Origin of the sequence: Catenulispora acidiphila DSM 44928 (genome assembly GCF_000024025.1) — a bacterium.
Lineage (GTDB): Bacteria > Actinomycetota > Actinomycetes > Streptomycetales > Catenulisporaceae > Catenulispora > Catenulispora acidiphila.
In genome coordinates, this window is record NC_013131.1 from 8,857,506 (window position 1) to 8,875,510 (window position 18,005).

15 protein-coding genes are annotated in these 18,005 nt (G+C 70.4%); 4 read left to right on the top strand and 11 right to left on the bottom strand.

What is annotated here, in order from left to right; all coding sequences use genetic code 11:
- Positions 1-15: 15 nt before the first annotated feature.
- From CACI_RS37725 to CACI_RS51755, 7 genes are all read right to left on the bottom strand, one after another.
- Positions 16-1,122: a glycosyltransferase gene (locus CACI_RS37725; protein WP_015796181.1), complete on the bottom strand. Its 1,107-nt coding sequence runs from the start codon at positions 1,120-1,122 to the stop codon at positions 16-18.
- A 7-nt stretch (positions 1,123-1,129) separates the two neighbouring features.
- Entirely contained in the window at positions 1,130-2,125 is a 996-nt protein-coding gene (locus CACI_RS37730) for an ABC transporter ATP-binding protein (RefSeq protein ID WP_015796182.1), read from the bottom strand.
- On the bottom strand, positions 2,103-3,086 hold the full coding sequence (locus CACI_RS37735; RefSeq protein ID WP_015796183.1) for an ABC transporter permease: 984 nt from the start codon (positions 3,084-3,086) through the stop codon (positions 2,103-2,105). Before CACI_RS37735 ends, CACI_RS37730 begins: the two co-directional genes overlap by 23 nt.
- 115 nt (positions 3,087-3,201) lie before the next feature.
- Positions 3,202-4,725 carry a glycosyltransferase family 4 protein gene (locus CACI_RS37740; protein WP_015796184.1) on the bottom strand — a complete coding sequence of 508 codons (1,524 nt, stop codon included), beginning with the start codon at positions 4,723-4,725 and terminating at the stop codon, positions 3,202-3,204.
- Positions 4,726-4,792: 67 nt separating this feature from the next.
- Positions 4,793-6,310, bottom strand: coding sequence for a glycosyltransferase family 39 protein (locus CACI_RS48650; protein WP_015796185.1), 1,518 nt, complete (start codon positions 6,308-6,310; stop codon positions 4,793-4,795).
- 173 nt (positions 6,311-6,483) lie between these two features.
- Positions 6,484-6,852, bottom strand: a complete 369-nt coding sequence (locus CACI_RS37750; protein ID WP_015796186.1) for a hypothetical protein — start codon at positions 6,850-6,852, stop codon at positions 6,484-6,486.
- Between the two features lie 15 nt (positions 6,853-6,867).
- On the bottom strand, positions 6,868-7,026 hold the full coding sequence (locus CACI_RS51755) for a hypothetical protein (RefSeq protein WP_015796187.1): 159 nt from the start codon (positions 7,024-7,026) through the stop codon (positions 6,868-6,870).
- A gap of 317 nt (positions 7,027-7,343) precedes the next feature.
- On the opposite strand from CACI_RS51755, the gene CACI_RS37755 reads away from it, so the two are divergent.
- From CACI_RS37755 to wecB, 3 genes are all read left to right on the top strand, one after another.
- The gene (locus tag CACI_RS37755) at positions 7,344-8,237 is read left to right on the top strand and encodes a helix-turn-helix domain-containing protein (protein ID WP_223297368.1); all 894 of its coding nucleotides are present in this window, start codon (positions 7,344-7,346) and stop codon (positions 8,235-8,237) included.
- Between the two features lie 164 nt (positions 8,238-8,401).
- Positions 8,402-9,658 (top strand): nucleotide sugar dehydrogenase, encoded by a 1,257-nt coding sequence (locus tag CACI_RS37760; protein WP_015796189.1) that lies wholly within the window; start codon positions 8,402-8,404, stop codon positions 9,656-9,658.
- A 186-nt stretch (positions 9,659-9,844) separates the two neighbouring features.
- The gene (wecB, locus tag CACI_RS37765; RefSeq protein ID WP_015796190.1) at positions 9,845-10,993 is read left to right on the top strand and encodes a non-hydrolyzing UDP-N-acetylglucosamine 2-epimerase; all 1,149 of its coding nucleotides are present in this window, start codon (positions 9,845-9,847) and stop codon (positions 10,991-10,993) included.
- 85 nt (positions 10,994-11,078) lie between these two features.
- Here the strand turns inward: wecB and CACI_RS37770 are convergent, their stop codons facing one another.
- The 3 genes from CACI_RS37770 to CACI_RS37780 form a co-directional block, all read right to left on the bottom strand.
- Positions 11,079-12,629, bottom strand: coding sequence for a glycosyltransferase family 4 protein (locus CACI_RS37770; protein ID WP_015796191.1), 1,551 nt, complete (start codon positions 12,627-12,629; stop codon positions 11,079-11,081).
- Positions 12,630-12,731: 102 nt separating this feature from the next.
- A complete protein-coding gene (locus tag CACI_RS37775) occupies positions 12,732-14,243 on the bottom strand; it encodes a glycosyltransferase (RefSeq protein ID WP_015796192.1) in 1,512 nt (503 codons plus the stop codon).
- A gap of 143 nt (positions 14,244-14,386) precedes the next feature.
- On the bottom strand, positions 14,387-16,057 hold the full coding sequence (locus CACI_RS37780; RefSeq protein WP_143765553.1) for a glycosyltransferase family 4 protein: 1,671 nt from the start codon (positions 16,055-16,057) through the stop codon (positions 14,387-14,389).
- A gap of 88 nt (positions 16,058-16,145) precedes the next feature.
- On the opposite strand from CACI_RS37780, the gene CACI_RS37785 reads away from it, so the two are divergent.
- A complete protein-coding gene (locus CACI_RS37785) occupies positions 16,146-16,742 on the top strand; it encodes a Uma2 family endonuclease (RefSeq protein WP_015796194.1) in 597 nt (198 codons plus the stop codon).
- On the opposite strand, the gene CACI_RS37790 is transcribed toward CACI_RS37785, so the two are convergent.
- The gene (locus tag CACI_RS37790; RefSeq protein WP_015796195.1) at positions 16,743-18,005 is read right to left on the bottom strand and encodes a glycosyltransferase family protein; all 1,263 of its coding nucleotides are present in this window, start codon (positions 18,003-18,005) and stop codon (positions 16,743-16,745) included.

Sequence of the window (18,005 nt, forward strand, 5' to 3'; positions counted from 1 at the left end):
CACCTTGGTTGGAGCTCAGTGCTGGACCAGCCCGCGGATCTGCTCCGCGAGCGTGTCGTACGGCGAGGCGCCGGTGAGGTGTTCCGCGGCCCACTTGCGGGCGTTGCGGCGCGCCTTCTCGAGCTCGTCGTAGTCCTCGGACCACCGCCGCAGCGTAGCCGACGCGGCGGCGGGGTCCGCCACCACCTCGCCCGCGCCGGAGGCGGTGACCAGTTCAGCCATCCGCGGCAGCGGCGTGGCCACCACGGCCAGCCCGACGGCCAGGTACTCGTACAGCTTGCTGGGCACCGCCTCGCGGAAGGCCGGGGTGTCGTCCAGGAGCACGAGCCCGGCCCACGCGCCGTCGGCGACGGCCCAGGCCTTCTGAGGGTCCAGACGCCCGTGGAACCTGATCCGGTTGCGCACCTGCTCGCTGGAGGTCGCGTGCCAGGTGTCCAGCCAGGCCTGGTCCCCCGGCTGCACCGGGCCGACCACGTCGAGCTCCCAGGTGTAGGTCCCCTCGACCGCGGCCAGCATCGCCTGCAGGCCGCGCGAGCGCCGCACGTCGCCGATGTAGACGGCGCGCGGGGTGGCGGTGTCGGGGTCGCCGGGCTGCGGCAGGAAGGAGAAGTCCGGGAGGTTCTTCACCACGAGGCGCCGGCGGCCCTTCATCGGCGGCACGTGGTCGTCGGCGACGACGGTGATGTTCGCGCGCTTGGTCCAGAACGTGCAGATCCGGACCGCGAAGGTGGCGGCGCTCTTCTTCCACGAGGCGCGGGCCCAGGCGCGGTCCTTGAGCAGCTTCAGGTAGTCCTCGTGCACGTCGGCCACGACCTTGCGGCCCTTGAACCAGCGGGCCAGCGTGGCGCCGGGCACCATGTCCGGGTCGACGGTGAGCAGGACCTTGCCGCGCGCCTTGAACGGCAGCGTCAGGTCGGCTTTGAGGCGCTTCTTGGCCGAGCGGGCGCCCAGGGTGCGCACCGCGCAGTCGGCCGGGCCGGCCTCGGGCGCGCCGAGGCCGACCACCTCGACGGCCAGTCCGGCGCGGCGCAGCGCGGCGGCCAGGCGGTGCAGCCGCGCGTCCGCGACGTCGTGCCCGCCGGTGATGATCGAGACGTCGATACTGCTGCGATCGGAGGACATGCCTTGCTCAGACGTCCTCTCCGATGGCCTTCTGCAGCGCTTCCTTGGTCTTCTCGGCCTTGGCCGCGAGCGCCTGGTCCTCCTGGGCCTCCTTGGCCTCGGCGGCGGCCTTCTTGCGGTCCGCGTCCTCGCGGTCCTTGCGCTGCTTCTCGATGTAGGCGTCGATGACCTCGTCCGGGTCGCCGCTCTGCACCAGGTTGCCGTGGTCCAGCCAGATGCAGCGGTTGGACATGTGCCGCACGGTCTCCAGACCGTGCGAGACCAGCACGATGGTGCGGGCGTTCTCGCACAGCTCCAGCATCTTCTCGGTGGCGCGCTCCTTGAAGCGCGCGTCGCCGGCGGACAGGGCCTCGTCCACGAGCAGGATGTCCGGGTCCATGTGCACGCCGACCGCGAAGGCCACGCGGGCGTACATGCCCGAGGAATACGTCTTCATCGCCCGGTCGATCGCGCCCTCCGAGAGCGTGTCGAGATCGGCGAAGTCGATGATCGCGTTCTCCTTCTCGCGGATCTGGTCCTTGGACCAGCCCTGCGCCAGCCCGCCCAGGACGATGTTCTCCCGGCCGGTGAGGTTCTGGTTGAAGCCGACGCCGAGCGCCAGCAGCGTGGAGACCCGGCCGCGCACCTCGACCCGGCCCTGCGTCGGGGGCAGGATCCCGGACAGCGCGCGCAGCAGCGTGGACTTCCCGGCGCCGTTGTGGCCGATGACGCCCAGCACGGTGCCGTGCGGCACCTCGAAGGAGACGCCGTTCACCGCCTTGATGACCTTCGCCTCGACCTTCTGGCGCTTGGCCTTGCGGATCAGCGCGGCCTTCAGCGTCGGGTTGGCCTCGGCCTTGGTGCGGTAGTACAGGTGGAGATCCTCGACCTTGATGGCCAGGCGCTTCTCCATCTGCTTCTCGACGAGTTTGGCAGCGGGCTGCGCGGCCGGAGCCGCGGTGGCTTCGGCTGCCGCCGCGGTCTCGACGGTCTCGACGGTTTCAGAGGCGGACAGCGAACTCACGCTCCCTCGACATGAAGTACCAGGCGCCGATGACCAGCGCGATCACGGCACACACTGCGCCGACAGCGATCTCTGTCAGCTGGGGAGCGTAGGACGCCCCCTTGGCGAAGGGATGTGCGCCGTTGCCGACCAGCACCGTGTTCCACGAGTTGATGATCGGCGAGAACGGATCCCACCGGTAGACACCGAGAATCCAGTGGGGCAGCGCGGTGTGGCCCGTGGCGTCCGGAATCGTCTTGGACTTGATATAGCTCAGGCTGAACAGCACCGGCGTGATGTACATCCAGATGCGCAGCACATAGGGCAGCAGCGTCGACATGTCCCGGAAGTACAGGGTCACCGCGGCGAACAACAGCCCGAGGCCGAAGCTGAAGATGGTCTGGATCAAGAAGATCGGGATCACCCAGAGGATGTTCACCGTGACACTGTGGTGCACTCCCACATAGAACAACGCGTAGACCAACAGCGTCGGGAAGTACGTCAGCATCGCCGTGAACGTCGTCGACATCGGCAGCAGGATCTTCGGGAACGACATGTTGATGATCATCTTGCCGCCGCCGGTGATCGAGCTGGCGGCGAACTGGATGACGTTGCGCGTGTAGAAGAACGCGAACAAACCGGTCAACAGTCCGACGAAGTGATCCATCGCGCTCGCGCCGGCACCCCCGGCGCCGCCGAGGACGGTCGTCAGCAGGAAGTACACCAGCGCCAGCAGCATCGGGTTCAGCACCAGCCAGAACTGGCCGAAGAAGCTGTCGAAATGCTGGCCCTTCAACGTCGAGGACGCCATGTGGGTGGCGAACTGACGCCGGGCCCACACGTCCCGGAAATACGGGCCCAACTTGGGCAGCGCGTATCGGTAGGGCTCGAAGACGTGAACCTGCTCGGCCGGGCGCGGGGGTTCGGGGGTCCTCGTCCGGGTCTCCTCCACGGATCCCGTCTCACTGGTGGCGGTTGCCACGCTCACACTCCACTTGCTTTAGGTCGCGCCTGAATGGGGGTCAGGGTCGTGCTGTAGATCGGTCACAGTATCGGGCAACGCTATGCGGTCCGCCGAATGTCCCCGTGAATACACCCTATGCGGTCGGCTCGCTCGTCTCGCCGAACGCTCGGACCCCCGTCCGCGGTTCCGGCTCGGTGCCGAGCAGCCGTGCGTACACCCCGCCCAGTACCTCGGCCTGGCCCTCCCAGGAGTTGGCCGCCAGCAGGTCGTCAGTGTAGCGGGACGCGTAGGCGGGCCGATCGGCGAGAACCTTGGCGACGGCCTGAGCGTACTCGTGGGCGTCCTCGGCGGTGAAGACCTCGCCGTTGCCCAGGTCCCGGGTGAAGTCCGCCATCGCCTGGACGTCGGAGACCACGATCGGCAGCTTGGCGTGCATGTACTCGTAGTACTTCGTGATCAGCGCCACCTCGTGGTTCGGGGTGTGCAGGATCGGGATCACGCCGATGTCGGCGGAGGCCAGGTACTGCGGGACCAGGTGCGGCGCCACGTAGCCGACCATGTGCAGCCGGTCGTCCACGCCGAGGCCCTCCGCCTGCTTCCGCAGCGCGCGGGTGAACTCGGTGTCGGCGCCGCGGACCACCGCGACGTGCACGTCCGGCAGCTCCGGCAGGCCGGCGACCATGGTCGCGATGCCGCGCATCGGCGAGACCGCGCCGGAGTAGACCAGCAGCGGGACGTCGTCGGCCAGGCCGCAGGCCTTGCGCAGGCTCGGCGCCTCCTTGGAGTCTGCAGAGTTCGCCGTGTCTGCAGAGTTCGCCGTGTCCGCAGAGTCCGTATCGCCCGACTCGTCACGTTCGTCGCCGGGCACGTGCAGCATCGGCGCGTTCGCCACGACCTCGGGCGTCTCGGTGAGGTGGTAGCGCTCCTGCAGCCACTGCGCGAGCAGCGGGGAGACGGTGATCACCGCGTCGGCCTTGCGGACGTACTCGCCTTCCAGGCCGACGTAGGCCAGCCGCCGTTGCTCCGGCATGGAGACGCCGGCCACGAACTCGTGGGCGTCGTAGAGCACCTTCGGCCGCTTGCCCTTGCGGCCCAGCTTCTCGGCCACCCGCACGGCGATGCCGGGGGTGTGCATGTCGTGCGCGTGGATCAGGTCCGGCTCGAACTCCTCGATCAGCGCCGACCAGCTGGACTCCAGCCACAGCAGGTGGCGGGCCGTGCGCCGCCAGTCGCCGTCCCGGAAGTAGACCTTCCAGAGCATCTCCTTGGCGCGGTGCTTCATGCTGCCGTCGCCGGTGCCGGGCTCCTTGATCCGCTGCACGATGCGGCGCCGCGCCTTGTAGTCCAGCGACGAGGCGAACGACAGCGCCCGGAACGGCATCAGCCGCAGGCTCGGCGACCCGCCGTCCTTCAGCGGCCACTGCGCGATCTGCCACTTGTTGTGCAGTCCGGTGCGCACGACCTGCGCCGCGCCGATGTAGGCCGGGTCCGAGGGACGCCCCTTGCGGTTCGGTTCGTACCCGAGCAGGAGGACGTCGTAGCCGGCCTCCGCGGCGCTGTAGGCGGCTTTCTGCACCCGCGAGTCCAGGCGCACGTCGTTGGCGACGAGCATCGCCACGCGTGGGCGCCGAGCACTGGGGCGGCGGTCGTTTGTCACATGGGAATGCTAGTGGGATCGCGCCCCGGGGCGGGAAAGCCGCCACCGTTCCCGACGGATGAGCCGGCTACCTGGGCCCTTGCCGGACCGGCTCCGACGTCCCGCGCGGCACGTAGACCGCGATCCACGAGCCGGCTGTGAATCGTGCTGCAAGTCGGTAACGGCTCATGAGCGCGCGGTACGCCGCCGCCTCGTGCGGATGGTGCGCGGCGTCGGAGAGGAACCGGCCGGCGGCGTGCTCGGTCAGGATGAGCGCCCGCGCCTGGACGGCCGGCTTGTCGGCCGCGAAGGTCAGCGGCACCAGGTGGTAGCGCGCCGGGTCCAGCCAGGGACCGTAGCTCTCGACCGCGACCGGCTCGTGCCCGGGGACGTGCCGGGCGACCCACGCGGCGGCCTGCACGCGGGAGTGCTCGTCGAGCTGCGGGTAGAGCCGGACGGCGGAGGCCAGCGGGAGGAACGCGGCGGCGACGGTGATCGCGGCGACCGCCCTGCGGCGCGTCTGCGGGAAGACGGCCGGGACCGCCACCCCGGCGAGGACGGCGAGCGCCGGGGTCAGCGGGACGAGATTGCGGTCGAACCGCACTGTCATCACCGCCAGGAGAACGAACTGGGGAATCGCATAGGCGAACGCGACGATCAACGTTCTGCGAATGAGACCGGCGGTCCGGAAGATCGCGACGCCCGCCACCGCGACGGCGTCCAGCAGCAATGGTTGATCGCGGAAGAGCGCACTCAGGTAGTAGCCGGGCGCACCGCCCTGCGCACCGACATGGCCGCCTTGATAATGAACGGCTTCCGCTCTCAGTCCGTCGAGAACGGAGATGGGATGCATGATGATCCCCGGTGTGGTCAGCGCGAACACGGCCGCCGCGACGGCGGCCACTCCGGCGATGCTGATCACTCGTCTGCGGCGCTCGGGACTCAATACATAGGCGACAAGTACGGGAAGGACTGCGGCGGCAAGGTATTTGGCGCCTAATGCGATCCCCACTCCGAGTCCGCAGAGGAGTTCCGCATAGCGTGCGCCACGAAGAACCCGGGTCGCGCCATACAAGGTAAGCGCTACAGCCAGACCCGCATATACATCGGGCGTCGCGTAGGCACTGTTGGCTGCCGCCAATGGGGAAACCGCCACGGTGATCGCGGCGACCGCAGCCGCGCCCCGGCTCCAGCGCTCCGAAAGTTCTGACGCCTTAAGCACTTCCCGCACTACGGCCCACACCAGGAGGCACGTAGCCACTGATGCTGCGACCCCCACAAGCCGGATCGCCACGATGAAGGCGCGGGAGTCCGTGTGCGCCACTCCGAGGTTCTCGATCCGCATCGCTCCGTGTGCCGGTACGTGGATCCCCACTGCACGGAACGCCGTCGTCATCCCGACGATCACTTCGTAGAGGAAGCCGGGATAGCGGTAGGCGTGCGCGTCCAACGTCCCGTCGGATGCCATCCGCAGACCGACGGAGATGTTCAGCGGCTCGTCCGAGTTCCCGACTCCCGGCAGTGCCGCCATCACCAGCGGAACCCGCAACGCCAGAGCGAGTGCGGCCACCGCCGCCGCCAGGGGATCGATCCTCCGCAACGCCATTCGCATGGCGGGTCAACGATCGGCCGTTCCGGTCGGAAACGCTCCAGTACGGCAGATGCATCGCAAAACATATAAAGAGGTGTGCCCCGCCGAAAGTTTCAGCAGGACACACCTCGCACAGCTCGCACTCCGGCGGCCGGCCGAGTGGGGCGCCCGGCAGGATGAGGAAGTGGTCAGTTGTGCAGCGGGCTCTGGCTGTCTTCGAGTGTGTCGAGGCTGTCCAGCAGCTCGTAGCCGTAGGGACCCTCGACCCAGTCGACACTCCAGTCCTCCAGCATCGGTGAGGTGGTCAGCGCGCGCCGCACCAGCGCGGTCGCGGTGTCGCGGACGGAATAGGGGACGTCCGGGCCGGAGGCGAGGTACAGGCCGGCCACCAGACGCGCCGGGAAGACCCCGGCCTCGTCGACGACGACGTGGGCGTGCTCCAGGGCGCGGGGGGAGTCGCCGGAGACGGCCTGCAGTGCGTAGCGGAGCGTCGCCGCGGCCAGGCCGCGGTCTCCTGCGAAGCCGGCTCGCTGCACGGCCACCATGATCAGATCCATTGGCCTTCCTTCCTCTCAGGCCTGGGCCCAGCAGCCCGCGCAGGCGGGGGTGATCAGAGCCGCGGTCACGGTGCTGTTCGACGTGGGGGTCTGCTGCGCGAGGACCGGGACGACGGGCACGGCGACCAGCGCGGCGAGGACGGAGCCCATCAGGACATGCTTGAAGCGGGACACGGCGAATCCATTCTTCGGGGGGTGGGTGCACGAGGCCCGAGCTGGAACTTGGGGGGCGGGCCGGGACGCCCGCGACCGGGCGCCGGTTTGAGTCTCGCCCGTAGCGGGCCGTGCAGGGAACGGTGCAGGCCCGTCCGCCTTAGGACAGGCCGGTCCCGGCCACGGCCTGTATCCGGAATGGTGCGGTATCCCCCTTGATCGCCAAGGGTCCTGCTGCGAGCATGGGTCCGGCACGGAGGCCGGATAATCCAAAGAGGGGGTGTGCCGTGCTTGGTTCGCTGGGTTTGGATCCGCTTGCGCAAGCGGTCTATAGCGCGATGCTCGCCGACCCCGCGGTGGGTGTCCGCGAGCTGAAGGAACGGTTGGGCCAAGAAGAGGCCCGGATCCGGGACACCCTGGACCGGCTTGTGGAGCTGGCGCTTCTGCGCCCCTCGCGCGAACAACCGGGAGGGCTCTATCCGGTGTCCTTGGTAGCCGGCATGCAGTTGCTGGTGCAGCGGCAGGAGGCGGAATTGGCGGCCGGCCGCGACGCGGTGGCGGCGGGGCGGGCGGCGGCGGCCGACCGGCAACGGGCCGAACAGCTCTTCGGGCTGGACGCCGTGCAGTCCGAGTTGGAGCAGCTGCTGGCCGGCGCCGCGGTCGAGGTGCTCTCGATGGTGCCGGGCAGTGCGGTACCGGCGGCGACGCTCAAAGCAGCGGAGTCCCTCGACCAGGACATGACCCGCCGTGTCCGTTCCCGCATCCTCTACCACTCCACGGTCCGCCAGGACCCCACGACCATCGCCTACGGCCGCTGGATGGCAGAGCAGGGCAGCGAGGTACGCCTGTCCCCCTCCGTCACCCGCCGTCTGCTCATCGTGGACGGCAAGACCGCGGTCGTGCCGATCAAGCCGAACGAGGCCAGCGTCGGCGCGCTGTGCGTCCGCGAACCAGGGCTGATAGATCAGCTCACCGCGCTGTTCGAGCTGATCTGGACCGAGGCCGTGCCGCTCGGCATGCCGGCCAAGGCCGAATCCCCCGCCGGCCTGTCCCCCACCGACCGGCATCTGCTGCGTCTGCTCGCCGACGGCCTCACCGACGAGGCCGCCGCCAAGCGGCTGGGCATCTCGGCGCGGACCGTGCGGCGCATCATGGCCGACCTGATGGACCGGCTCGGCGCCGAGAGCCGGTTCGAGGCCGGGGTCGAGGCCGCGCGGCGCGGCTGGCTCTGAGCGGAATCCTCGCGCGCGGGAAGTGCGGAGAAGTGAGGGTGCGACTTCCGTGACCGCGCGGACACACGTTATGAGCGGACGTGAGACGTCCGGCCCACTCACATAGAGTTGGCGCGACGCGACGTCGCTCCGGCGCCGCGGGGCGGGATTCGATCGGAGTCATCATGCACGTAGTCGTCGCCGGCCAGGGGTACGTCGGCCTGCCGCTCGCGGTCCGGGCGGCCGAGGTGGGGCACCGGGTCGTGGGCTACGACGTGGACCCGCACCGGGTGAAGCAGCTGGCGGCCGGCGAGTCCTACGTCGAGGACGTCTCCTCCGAGCGCATCCGTGCGGCCCTGGACTCCGGCGCCTACTCCGCGACCTCCGACGCCGCCGCACTGGCCGGGTTCGACCTGGCGGTCATCACCGTGCCGACCCCGCTGCGCGACGGCGTGCCGGACCTGAGCTACATCGAGTCCTGCGCCCGCACGCTGGGCGCGCACCTGCGCCCCGGCGCGACCGTGGTGCTGGAGTCCACGACCTACCCGGGCACCACCGAGGAACTGATGGTCCCGATCCTGGAGGAGCTCTCCGGGCTGACCGCGGGGCGGGACTTCCACGCCGGGTTCAGCCCCGAGCGCATCGACCCGGGGAACCAGAACTGGCCGTTCGAGAAGACCCCGAAGGTGGTCTCCGGCGTCGACGCGGACTCCCTGGCGGTGGTCAAGGCCTTCTACGACGATCTGGTGGAGACCACGGTCCCGGTCTCCGGTCCGAAGGAGGCCGAGCTCGCCAAGCTGATCGAGAACACCTTCCGGCACGTGAACATCGCGCTGGTGAACGAGATAGCGATGTTCGCCAAGGCGCTCGGCGTGGACGTCTGGGAGGCGATCGGCGCCGCGGCGTCCAAGCCCTTCGGCTTCATGAAGTTCACCCCCGGTCCCGGCGTCGGCGGCCACTGCCTGCCGATCGACCCCTCCTTCCTGTCCTGGAAGGTCGAGCGCACGGTCGGCGTCCCGTTCCGCTTCGTGGAGCTGGCGAACGACGTGAACAACCACATGCCGGACTACGTCGTGCGGCGCCTGATGGAAGCGCTGAACGCGCGGCGGCAGACCGTCAACGGCTCGCGCGTCCTGTTGCTGGGCCTGGCCTACAAGCCGAACACCTCCGACGCCCGCGAGTCGCCCTCGACGCGGGTCGCTGAACTGCTGCTGGACCTGGGCGCCCAGGTGCGCGGCGCCGACCCGCACGTGGTCGACGACATCCACGCCGACGCCCGGCTGGTCCGGGTGGAGGCCACCGCCGAGGAGATCGCCGCCGCCGACGCGGTGGTGTTGCTGGCCGACCACGCAGAGTTCGATTACGCCGCTGTGGCGAATCACGCGAAATATGTTCTCGACTGTCGGAACCGGTTGGCGGGCCCAAACGTCGAAGTGTTGTAGGACGCGCGAAAGCTCAGCGTTGTGGGGCGCGGAGCGGACGCCGTGACACGGGCCGAGGCCCGGCTTCCCCAGTGGGGTGGGGGGCCGGGTCTCGGTGCGTTTACCAGTGCGTTCACCGCTCCGTTCGCCGGTGCGCGGGTGCGCGCGCTCGGACCGGATGGGGCTGTATCCGCTCGTGTTCTACAGTTGCCGGGTCAAGCTGCGGAACGAACACGGACGGCGGAAGCCTTGAGGATCATCTGCGTGGCGGGGGCCCGCCCCAACTACATGAAGATCAAGCCGGTCATGGACGCGTTGGAGGCGCGCGGCGCCGAGGTGGTGCTGGTGCACACCGGCCAGCACTATGACGAGGCCATGAACGACGTCTTCTTCCGCGATCTCGGCATCCGGCCGCCGGACCGCTATCTGGGCGCCGGGTCCGGGAGCCAGGCCGAGCAGACCGCGCGGATCATGCTGGCCTTCGAGCCGGTCGTGGCGGAGCTCGCGCCGGACGCGGTCGTGGTGGTCGGCGACGTCACCTCCACGGTCGCCTGCGGCCTGGTCGCGGCCAAGGCCGGGACGCTGCTGGCGCACGTCGAGGCCGGGCTGCGCAGCCGCGACTGGTCGATGCCCGAGGAGGTCAACCGGGTCGTCGTGGACCGGCTGTCGGACTACCTGCTGGCGCCGTCCCAGGACGCCGTGGACAACCTGCGCGCCGAGGGCTACCGCGAGGACCAGGTCCACCTGGTCGGCAACGTCATGATCGACACGCTGTTCGCCAACCGCGAGCGCGCCCTGGCCGCCGGCGCCCTGGAGCAGCTGGGTCTGACCCCCGGCGGCTACGGCCTGGTCACCCTGCACCGTCCGGCGAACGTCGACTCCCCCGAGGCGCTGGCTCCGCTCGTCGGCGCCCTGGCGAAGGTCGCCGAGGAGCTGCCGCTGATCCTGCCGGCGCACCCGCGCGCCGCGAGCGCCCTGCGCGAGCTGGTCGCCACCGATCGCATCCGCCTGATCCCGCCGGCCGGCTACCTGGACTTCGTGGCGTTGCAGGCCGGCGCGCGCATCGTGCTCACCGACAGCGGCGGCGTGCAGGAGGAGACGACGGCGCTCGGCGTGCCCTGCGTGACGCTGCGGGACAACACCGAGCGTCCGATCACGGTCAGTGAGGGCACGAACATCCTGGCCGGGCTGGACCCCGCGCGGATCGTCGAGATCGCGCAGCGGGTCCTGGCCGCCCCGCCGGCGCCGCGCCGCCCCGCGTTGTGGGACGGGCACGCCGGGGAGCGGATCGCCGAGGTGCTGCTGGGCGGCGGGAGCGCGGCGACGCGGCTGCGGCCGACGGATCTCGCCGACTGAGTACTGATCTTGCTGACTGAGTACTGATCTCGCAGGCTGATCCTCATCCGGCCCAGGACCGGCCCAAGCAGCAGCCGAGCAGCGGCTACGGCTTGCCGGTCACTTCGCGGTACAGCTCGAGCATCGTCTCGGCCTGTCCCTCCCACGAGTACCGGCGCAGCGTGTCCTCGGTGTAAGCCTTCGTGTAGGCCGCCGGGTCGGCGAGCACCTTGCGCACCGCCTCGGCGAACGCCTTCGCGTCGTCGGCGGTGTAGACCTCGCCGTTGCCGAGCTCGCGGGTCAGCTCCGAGGTGGCCTTGACGTCGCTGGCGACCACCGGCAGGCCGGCGCTGATGTAGGACCAGAACTTGGTGGTGATGGTGAGCTCGTGCAGCGGGATGTGGAGCAGGGTGTCGATGCCGATCGTCGCCGAGCGCAGGTAGGCGGTCAGCTCCTCGCTGGGCACGTAGTCCAGCAGGTGGAAGCGGTCTGAGACGCCGAGCTTCTCAGCCATCGCCACCAGTTCGGCGACGAAGCCGTCGCGGCGGCCGACCAGGAGCGCGGCGTGCACGCCCTCGAGGTCGGGCAGGGCCTCGACCACCGTCTGCAGGCCGCGGACCTTCGTCACGCTGCCCGGGTGGACCAGCAGCGGGACGTCGTCGGCCAGGCCCAGGGCGCCGCGGACGCCCGGGACGTCGTCGCCGGAGGCGGCCAGGTCGGCCAGCGCCGGCATGTTCTTCACCAGGACCGGCGGCCGGCGGCCGGGGAACTTCTCGATGCCGTGGAGCTCGACCATGGAGGAGGCGTAGCCCTCGATCGGGCTCATCACGGCGTCGGCCAGCGGCAGGTACTTGCTCTCCTGCGCGGCCATCGCCGGAGCCCAGGTCGGGTTGTCGCGGGTGTCGCCGGCGAAGAACTCGTGGGCGTCGTATATGACCTTCACGGTGCGGCCCTTGGCCCGGGCCCGCGCCGCCGCGCGCACCGCGACGCCGAGCATCTCGGCGTCGTTGGCGTGTATCAGGTCCGGCTCCAGCTCGTCGGCGGCGCGGCCGAAGGAGTCCTCGAAGTCGACCAGGCGCGGCTGGGCGTTCCAGACCGCGCCCTCGCCGCCGCGGCGCACCATCAGCTGCTCCAGCGAGGTGCTGGGCGATTCCTGGACGATGTTGTAGTTGTGGTCCAGCGCCTGCTTGCGCGCCGAGATCCAGTAGCCGGCGGCCTTCACGCCGAGGGACTTGGCGGCCAGCACCGCCTCGTCGACCAGCTTGGACGCCGGGTTCAGACCGTCGGCGGAGCGGCGGGCCAGCAGTTCGCGCTCGACGGCCAGGTTGGACTGCCGGATGCGCTGCCGCTGGTGCTTGACCTTGCCCAGTTCGATCGTGGAATACGCGATCAGACCGCTGACACCGCTGCGGCGCGGATGGTAGGTCCGGTACTTGGTGGCGGCCATGCTCTCGGCCGGGCGCAGGATGGTCACCTCGCCGAACGCCGACTCCTCGCGCTTGCCGCTGCGCGAGCGTCCGACCAGGTAGGTGTCCCAGCCGGCCTCGGCCGCCGAGCGCGCCTCCTTCTGGACCCGGGAGTCGCCGTCGATGAAGTTCCCGACCAGCATGACAACGCGGGGGCGCCGAACACTGCGGGGCTGGTCGGACGTGGTCACTGTTCCTCCGGGGGCAGGTGTGGACTGGCTCGGAGTCTAGCAACGGTAAATATGACCTTCACCCCGACAGGGATACGGCGAGGACAAGGCCGGGACAGGTCCTCAGCCGCGCAGCCACGGCTCCAGCGCCTCCGCGGACTTGCGGCCGTCGTGGAACTCGCGGACGAACGCCCGCCCGGTCGCGGCGATCGCGCGCGCCTTGTCCCGGTCGGCGAGCACGCCCTCGATCACCTCGGCGAGGGAGTCCGGATCGGCCTGGATCGTCGGGATCTCCGCCGGGACCCGGTCGCGCACCCGCTGGTCGATGTTGGCGATGCTCACGCGCCCGGCGGCCATCGCCTGGCAGGTCATGACGCCGTAGTTGCCGATCACGAAGTGGTCCAGCACGATGTCCGCGTCCTGCACCACGCCGACCAGCTCGGCCTGCGGGATGTGCTCCAGCCGCCGGTACTCGATCAGGCCGCGGGACTCCAGCTCGCGCAGCGTCGGCTCGATGAGGTCCGAGCCCTTCATGAACGGCCGCGACGGCGCGTGCACGACCACCGGCACCTCGCGCTCCAGCGGCGGGCGGGTCCCCTCGGTCCACTGCTCCAGGTCCGCGACCACCGGCAGCCAAGTGGCGCGCGGGACGTCGTCGATCAGGTCCGGGGTGGAGACGAAGACCGGGCCGTCGAACTCCTCGACCCACTTGGCCATCTCGGCGGTCTTGCCGCGCAGCACTTCGGTGAGCTCGCGGTCCTCCTCGCTCACCGGCGCGCGGAAGGGCGAGAACTTGTAGAGCTCGATGTGCCGGTCGGGCGAGCGGATGTCGGAGCCGTGGAAGAGCAGCGCGCTCCGGATGCCGGCCCGGCGCAGCTCGGGCAGGTCGTCGGCGAACTGGCCGCCGTTGAGCCGGCCCAGGACCGCCAGGCCGCTCTCGGACAGGACGTGGGTGACGGTGTCCAGGGTGTCGGCGACGCGGCCCAGACCCCACACCGGGTCGACCCAGTTCTTGTCCTCGGCCTTGATGTCGGAGCCGTAGGCGAAGGCGTAGCTCTTCTTCTGGATGTTGCGGGCCGGGATCCCGGCGTGCTCCCGCACCGCGCGGGCCCAGGCGTGGCCCATGCCGGCGTTGTTGTTGGAGCCGATGAGCAGCGAGGTCTGCGGGCTCTTGGCCGCCGGCTGCGCCTTGCCGGGGGCGACGGCCGCGCGACCGAGCTTGGCCACCGCCTTCTCGGCGGTCTTTTCGCAGACCACGACGACGTCCGGGGCGAACGCGTCGAGGTAGGGACCGATCTCGGCGGCGACGTCGGCGGCGGACCAGGTGGCGGCCGGGTTGTTCAGCGCCTTGCCGCGGGCGTTGCGCGTGGTCAGGACGGCCTTGCGCCCGATCTTGCCCAGCGCGCCGGACGCGGTGTCGAAGGACGTGCCGACCCGCACCTCGACGACGTGCACGCCGCCGCGCGAGGGCTCGGGCTTGCGCTTGCCGAACGCCGGGGTGAGGAACAGGACGCTGTAGCCGGCGGCGAGGAGCCGGTCGGCCTCGGCGCGCGCCGCCGCGGAGGCGGCCGCCGGGGCCGCGGAGACGACGGCGGCCCGGCTGCGGGCGGCGGCGGGCTGGTCCTGCTCAGGCATGGCTCGGCGGCTTTCTGGTCGGGCGGGGTCCGGCACCGCACCGGCCATTGGTGCGGCGCCGCCACGTTAGCCGATTCGGGTGATGCGGGTGGGGCGGGTGGCCGGTGTGCGGGGCGGGGGCGGTTTGCTGTGCGCGGCAGCGATCAGCTGTGCGCGGCGGTCTCGGCGACGTGGAGGGGATCCGGCCGGGAGACCGGTACCCAGTCATCAGGCTCGCCGCTCTCACCGCTCTCACCGCTCTCGCCGCTTTCACTGTTCTCGCCGCTCCCGCCGTCCGCCTCCTCCGGCACCGGCCGCAGCCCGCTCACCCGCTCGTACACCTGCAGCAGCGCCGGGACCTGCCCCTCCCAGCTGTGCGCGGCGAGCATCTCGTCGGTGTAGACCGCCGCGTAGCGCTCCCGCTCGCGCGCGACCGTGCGCACGGCCCGCGCGAAGCCGTCCACGTCGTCGACCTCGAACACCGCGCCGTTGCCGAGGCGCCGGGTCAGCTCGCCGGCCGCCTTGACGTCGCTGACCACCACCGGCAGCCGGGCGCCGATGTAGGACCAGTACTTGGTCGTGATGGTCAGCTCCTGCGTGGGGATGCGGCGCAGGGTGTCGACGCCGGCGGTCGCCGAGGCGATGAAGTCGGTGAGGTCCTCGACCGGGACGTAGTCCAGCACATGGAAGCGCTCTGCCACGCCCAGGCGCCCGGCCAGCGCGGCGAGTTCCGCGACGTGCCCGGATCGCGAGCCGACCAGCAGCGCCAGATGCGCCTCGGGCAGCTGCGGCAGTGCGCGCACCGCGGTGTCCAGGCCGCGGATCGGCGTCACCGAGCCCGGATACACCAGCAGGGTCGCCTCCGGCCCGAGCCCGAGCCGTCCGCGCACGCCCGGACCCCGGCCGCCGGGCACGGTGAAGGTCGAGGCCTCCGGCATGTTCCGCACGACCGTCGGGCGCACCGCGAGCCCGTGGTGCTCGACGAGCTTGTCGGCGAAGGTGTCGACGGCGGTCACCACCGCGTCGGCCATCGGGATGTACTTCGCCTCCTGGGCCGTCATCACCGGCGCCCACGTCACGTCCTCGGGCCGGATGTCGCCGGCGGTGTACTCGTGCGCGTCGTAGACCACCGCGACGCGCCGGCCCGCCGCCCGGGCGCGCACCGCCGCCCGCACCGCGACGCCGAGCATCTCGGCGTCGTTGGCGTGCAGCACGTCCGGCGCCAGCTCGTCGGCCATCCGCCCGAACGAGTCCTCGAAGTCCGCCAGCCGCGGCTGCGCGGCCCACGCCGCCGCCTCCCCGCCCCGCCGCACCAGCAGCCGCTCCAGCGCACTGCTCGGCCCGGAAGCCGCCGCCGCGTAATTGCGATCGAAAGCACCCTTGCGCACCGCGACCCACCGCCCCCGCAGCCGCACACTCAGAGCCCGCACCCGCAGCACCGCACCGGCCCACAGCACCTCGAGCGCCCCGGCGCCGTCCGCCACCCGGCGCGCCACCAACTCCCGATCCGCCACCAGATCCCGCTGCCGCAACCGCTGCCGCTGATGCCGCGCCCGGCTCAGCTCCGCCGACCGATACGCGACGAGCCCCCGCACCCCCCGCCGATGCGGATGCGCCGCGCGATACCGCGTAGCGGTCATCGTCTCGGCAGCCCGCACCACCCTCGCCGCCCCCAGCGCGTACTCCTCCCGCCGCCCACTCGGCGACCGCCCGACCAGAAACGTGTCCCACCCCGCAGCCGCAGCACACCGCGCCTCCTTCTGAACGCGCGAATCGCCGTCCACGAAGTTGCCCACCAGCATGACGACGCGGGGTCTATGGTCGCTCGGGGTCATCAAGCCATTGCATCATGGTGACGCGGGCAGGTTCGGGGACCGGCGCGCGGAAGGATGAATGAGCGGAAAAGAAAGGGACTGATATCCGATGAGTTCGCCGGATGATGGAAAGCGGACCGAAGAAGGTTTCGACTTGAACTCCATCATGCACGCCTCCGAACCGCTTACCACCAAAGAGTTCTTCGCCCTCGACGTGGACGAGAAGCTCAAGGTGGAACTCATCGGAGGTGCGCTGGCCGTGAGTCCTTCATCAATGTTCTGGCACAACCGGGTGGCCAACCGCTTGTTCCGGATCTTCGAAGACAGCCTGGGCAGCGGATTCCCGGTCTTCACCGACCTTGATGTCACTCTCGACACCACGACCGTCGTGCGCCCCGATGTCTTCGTCATCAGCGCGGCAGGCTATGCCCCGAACCGCACCGCGCTGGCGAGTGATGTGGTGCTCGCGATCGAAATCATGTCACCCGGCTCCCGCGTCAACGACCGCCACGTCAAACCGTGGCTTTACCACGATGCCGGCATTCCGTCCTGCCGCATCGAGCGCAGCGGTCGACACCTCGCGCTGTTCGAAGTCGTGCACCGCGATGAGGAACAGGTCCGGCTAGGCCAATTCACTCTCAAGGTCGCCGACATCGACGTCCCCATCGACCTCGACAGCATCGCCCGATATACCCTCGGCGAATAACTACTTCAACTTCTTCCGCAGTCCGCGATAAGCCCGATCCGCCTTGCGCACAGCTAGGTGCAGTCCAGGGCGGGCTTCGATGCGATCCCGCCGGGTCAGTCCGGGGAGCGGCTCGCCGTTCGGGCCGAGTTGGGCGCGCAGCCGCTCGATCTCGGCTTCCAGCTCTCGGACGCGCTTCTTTCCGGTCGACTCCGGCCACTCCGGGTAGGCGCTGACCACGCGGCCGCGCTCGCGTGTGTAGGCCGCGAGCAGCTGCGCTGCCACCACTTTGCTGTCGTGGCGCTGCGTCACCCAGGTCAGGCCTTCGGCGCGGAGGCGGGTGCGTTCGGTGGGGTCGCCGGCCAGCTTGCGGACGACCTCGGCGAGGGTGGCGCCGGTGGCTTCGACGATCGGGACCTGGGAGACGGCGGCGTCGGGCATCGCCTCGCGGGCGCGGACCCGGTCGTGGATGTGGGCGATGGCGATCGCGCCGCTGGCCATCGCTTCGCAGGAGACCACGCCGTGGTCGCCGATGGTCAGGGAGTCGACGACCAGGTCGGCCTGGGCGAACTCGGCTTTCACCTGGTCGCGGGTCAGGCCGGAGAGCGGGCGGTAGACGATCACGCCTTCCTCGTGCAGCGGGCGCAGGGCGGCGTCGACTTGGTCGGAGCCCTTCGTGGCGCGGCGGGAGGGCATGTGGACCACGACGGGGACGGCCGGCTCGGCGCCGCGGGCGGTGCGCCAGGCCGCGACGTCCAGGGCCAGCGGGACCAGCTCGGCGTCGGGGACGTAGTCCGGCAGGCCGGCGGTGGAGACGAACATCGCGTCGCAGAAGCGGCGGGCCACCGAGACGCGGGCCCGGACGGCGTCCTCGTCGACGGTCGCGCCCGCCAGGTAGGAGTCCGGTTCGCGGTCGGCGTGGACCGAGGGCAGGCGCACGTCGGAGCCGTGCCAGTGCATGTAGACCCGCTTGCCGAGCGAGCGCAGCAGCGGAAGGTCCCACAGCTCGGGCAGCACCGGCTCCTTGGAGTCCAGCAGGCCGCGGCCGTACTGCAGATGGAACACGTCGAAACCGCGCACGGCCTCGTCCAGCGCCTGCCAGCGGTACATCGGATCGGCGAGCAGCCGGTCCTGCTCCCACTCGCGGTCCGGCCGCAAGCCGAAAGCCGGCTCGCCGAACGACCACACTTGCGCGTCCACGCCTTGCGCGCGCAGCGCCTTGGCCCACTCGGACGGCTGACCGGCGATGTCCCTAGGGGCGTACAGGACGCGGAGCTTCGACAC

Excerpts from the sequence above, each read along its gene's own strand:
- CACI_RS37725 (WP_015796181.1), bottom strand. The coding sequence starts at position 1,122 with ATGTCCTCCGATCGCAGCAGTATCGACGTCTCGATCATCACCGGCGGG.
- CACI_RS48650 (WP_015796185.1), bottom strand. The coding sequence starts at position 6,310 with ATGGCGTTGCGGAGGATCGATCCCCTGGCGGCGGCGGTGGCCGCACTC.
- CACI_RS37750 (WP_015796186.1), bottom strand. The coding sequence starts at position 6,852 with ATGGATCTGATCATGGTGGCCGTGCAGCGAGCCGGCTTCGCAGGAGAC.
- CACI_RS37755 (WP_223297368.1), top strand. The coding sequence starts at position 7,344 with ATGCTCGCCGACCCCGCGGTGGGTGTCCGCGAGCTGAAGGAACGGTTG.
- CACI_RS37760 (WP_015796189.1), top strand. The coding sequence starts at position 8,402 with ATGCACGTAGTCGTCGCCGGCCAGGGGTACGTCGGCCTGCCGCTCGCG.
- CACI_RS37775 (WP_015796192.1), bottom strand. The coding sequence starts at position 14,243 with ATGCCTGAGCAGGACCAGCCCGCCGCCGCCCGCAGCCGGGCCGCCGTC.
- CACI_RS37780 (WP_143765553.1), bottom strand. The coding sequence starts at position 16,057 with ATGACCCCGAGCGACCATAGACCCCGCGTCGTCATGCTGGTGGGCAAC.
- CACI_RS37785 (WP_015796194.1), top strand. The coding sequence starts at position 16,146 with ATGAGTTCGCCGGATGATGGAAAGCGGACCGAAGAAGGTTTCGACTTG.